Here is a 2,811-nt window from a genome sequence, read left to right as displayed (position 1 = left end):
GTCGGCGGCGCGCCGCTCAACGAGGAGTTCGGCAAGGCTGTCGGCGCCGACGCCTACTGCCGCGACGCGGCGGTCGCGGTCGAGACCGCCAAGGACTTCATGAAGCGCAAGCACAATGTGCGGGCTTCGGCCTGAGCCCAGCCGCTTGGCAACGACCAATGAAAAAAGCCGCGCCTTGCAGCGCGGCTTTTTTGTTCCCAGATTCTGGAAGACCGTGGATTAGGGATTCTTGACCGTGTCCTCGACGGCATTGGCGGTCGATTTGACGTCCTTGCCGACCCCGCGGATCGTATTGGCGCAGGCCGAAAGGGCGAGCGCGCAGGCAAGAATGGCGACGGGGCCAAGGCGCGACAGTTTCATGGACGGTGTCTCCCTCGTTCTGTAGATTCGAAGATAACGCAACCAAGTCGGTTTGGCTGGTTCTATGAGTGCCGTGCGAAAAGCGCAACCCGATCAAGGCGAAAGGCTGCTCGTCATCGCCTGCGGGATGATTGCGCGCGAAGTTCTGGCCGTCAAGCAGCAGCTCGGGCTCGATCATCTCGACCTGACCTGCCTGCCGGCGGAGTTCCATTTCTATCCCGACCGCATCCCGCCGGCCATGGACAACGCGATCGAAAAGGCCAAGGCCGAGGGCTACCGGCACATCTTCGTCGGCTATGCCGACTGCGGCACCGGCGGCATGCTCGATCGCATCTGCGAGAAGCACGGCGTCGAGCGCATGGCCGGCCCGCACTGCTTCGCCTTCTACCAGGGCATGGACGCCTACGCGAAGGTCGCCGACGACGACATGATGTCGTTCTACATGACCGATTTCCTCTGCCGCCAGTTCGATGCCTTCTTCATGAAGCCGCTGGGCCTCGACAAGCATCCGGAGCTGATCAAGGACTATTTCGGCAATTACAAGAAGCTGGTCTATATCGCCCAGACCGACGACCCGGAACTCGACAAGGTCGCCGAGAAGGCGGCAGCTCTGCTGGGACTTGCCTATGAACGCCGCCCGACCGGCTATGGCGATCTGACGACGGAACTGGCCGAAGCCGCCGCTTTCGGCTGACCTGCTAGTCAAGAGGGGGAATTCGATGCGTTTCCGGGCTTTGCTTCTGTCTGTGAGTCTGGGTGTCTGCCTGATCGTGCCGGCTCACGCCGATGGGGAGGTGCAGAAGCTGATCACCGCCGCCGACAAGGCGCGGCTCGGCAAATATGGCGAGACGCGCAAGGCGGCCCTCGAAGAGGCGAAGGCCGGCGATCCGGCCGAGGTCAAGCAGTTGGATAGCCTGCTCGCCAAGCCGCTGGTCGCTTTCTCAGACAAGGACCTAACCGGCAACTGGAAGTGCCGCACCATCAAGGCCGGCGGCTTGAGCCCGCTCGTCATCTACGGCTGGTTCAAATGCAAGGTGAGCGATGACGGCTCCGGCTGGAGGCTGGAAAAGGTAAGCGGCTCGCAGCGCACCAAGGGCCGCTTCTTCGACGACAGCGAAAAACGCGCCATCTATCTCGGCTCCTTCACCGTCAACGAAGATCCGGCCAAGCCCTATGGCAGCGGCCCGCAAAGCGACCAGGTCGGCTATGCCTTCCGCAACAGCGCCAGCGAATGGCGCATTGAATTCCCGGCGCCCTACTACGAATCGAAGCTCGACATCATGGAATTCAAGCGCTGATTCCTTCCGCCGATCGGGCCGTCACCAAGGATTAACCCGGCCAGCCTAGCATGCCGCGCGTTTGCGCAGGCCGCTCCCATCCGGGCGCGCCGGGCGCTCCGACACCAGGTGTTCCCTAGGGGCGGCACGAACCATGGCAGCGCCAATGGCAGATCCACGACCGATCGTCGTCGTCACCGAGGGCGGTCCGCACATCTGGGCGATCGTCAACGCCATCGCCGACCGGCTGGGTCCTGTCAGCGTCATCGTCGAAACACCTGAATCCAAAAAGCAATTGCTTCTCGGCCGGGCTCGGCGTCAAGGCTGGATCTCGGCCATCGGGCAACTCGGCACTATGGTGCTGACGCGGCTCGGCAAACGCTTGTTTTCCGGCCATGCGGCACGATTGATCGCCGAGCAGAAACTGGAGACCGAACCCCGGCCCGGCCAGACCAGAATCGACGTCCCCTCGGCCAACGCGCCAGAGTCCCTTCAGGCGATCGCGGACATCAAGCCAGGCGTAGTGCTACTTGCCGGCTGCCGGCTGTTGTCGAGGCAGACGCTGGCGAAGATGCCATGCCCGGTGCTCAACTATCATGCCGGCATCTCACCCAAATATCGGGGCATGAACGGCGGCTACTGGGCGCTGGCCTCGGGCGACACGGGCAATTTCGGCACCACCGTGCATCTGGTCGATGCCGGCGTCGACACCGGCGGCGTGCTGAGGCAGGCCCGCGGCAAGCCTGAACCGGGCGACACCATCTCAAGCTACGCGCTGCGGCAGGCGGCGTTCTCGCGCGACATCTGCGTCGCAGCGGTCGGTGACGCCCTGGCGGACAAGCTCGCCACATTCGATCCCGGCCTGCCCTCGAAACAGTGGTACCATCCGACGATCTGGTACTACCTTTGGACCGGCTTGACGAAGCGCATCTGGTAGCCGGCCGGCCACTCTATTTCACCTTTCTTTTTGCGACCTCCAATAGCGTCGCTTTTGAATGCGCGCGCGTCGTCCCATAACAAGCGGCCCCAATGCGCATGCGGCAATGCTCGCAGCTTCGAGGAGTGAGAAATTTATGGCCGATCTGATCGTCGTCTACTGGCGCGACATCCCCGCCCAGGTCATCGTCAGGAAGGGCCGGCAGAACGCCAAGCGCGAACTGCCGCTGCGCTTCAC

5 protein-coding genes and 1 pseudogene are annotated in these 2,811 nt (G+C 62.9%); 5 read left to right on the top strand and 1 reads right to left on the bottom strand.

All coding sequences use genetic code 11. The features are described from left to right. Positions 1 to 135: pseudogene (locus tag EN781_RS35595) on the top strand (cobalamin-binding protein); the annotation flags it as partial. 84 nt (positions 136 to 219) lie between these two features. Here the strand turns inward: EN781_RS35595 and EN781_RS30165 are convergent. After that, positions 220 to 360, bottom strand: a complete 141-nt coding sequence (locus EN781_RS30165; RefSeq protein WP_126054100.1) for an entericidin A/B family lipoprotein — start codon at positions 358 to 360, stop codon at positions 220 to 222. Positions 361 to 424: 64 nt separating this feature from the next. Between EN781_RS30165 and EN781_RS30160 the strand changes: the two genes are divergently transcribed. The 4 genes from EN781_RS30160 to EN781_RS30145 all read left to right on the top strand — a co-directional run. Continuing rightward, positions 425 to 1,054 carry a DUF1638 domain-containing protein gene (locus EN781_RS30160; RefSeq protein ID WP_126054099.1) on the top strand — a complete coding sequence of 210 codons (630 nt, stop codon included), beginning with the start codon at positions 425 to 427 and terminating at the stop codon, positions 1,052 to 1,054. Positions 1,055 to 1,079: 25 nt separating this feature from the next. Then, positions 1,080 to 1,658: a DUF4893 domain-containing protein gene (locus EN781_RS30155; protein ID WP_126054098.1), complete on the top strand. Its 579-nt coding sequence runs from the start codon at positions 1,080 to 1,082 to the stop codon at positions 1,656 to 1,658. A gap of 133 nt (positions 1,659 to 1,791) precedes the next feature. Next, positions 1,792 to 2,574, top strand: a complete 783-nt coding sequence (locus tag EN781_RS30150) for a formyl transferase (protein ID WP_126054097.1) — start codon at positions 1,792 to 1,794, stop codon at positions 2,572 to 2,574. A 136-nt stretch (positions 2,575 to 2,710) separates the two neighbouring features. Next, positions 2,711 to 2,811, top strand: a 101-nt coding sequence (locus tag EN781_RS30145; RefSeq protein WP_189347937.1) for a virulence factor, incomplete at its 3' end; no start/stop codon positions are given.

Source organism: Mesorhizobium sp. M4A.F.Ca.ET.090.04.2.1 (assembly GCF_003999085.1).
In the GTDB taxonomy this organism is placed as follows: Bacteria; Pseudomonadota; Alphaproteobacteria; order Rhizobiales; family Rhizobiaceae; genus Mesorhizobium.
Note: the sequence above shows the minus strand (reverse complement) of the source record. Positions and strands in the feature narration are given on the sequence as shown.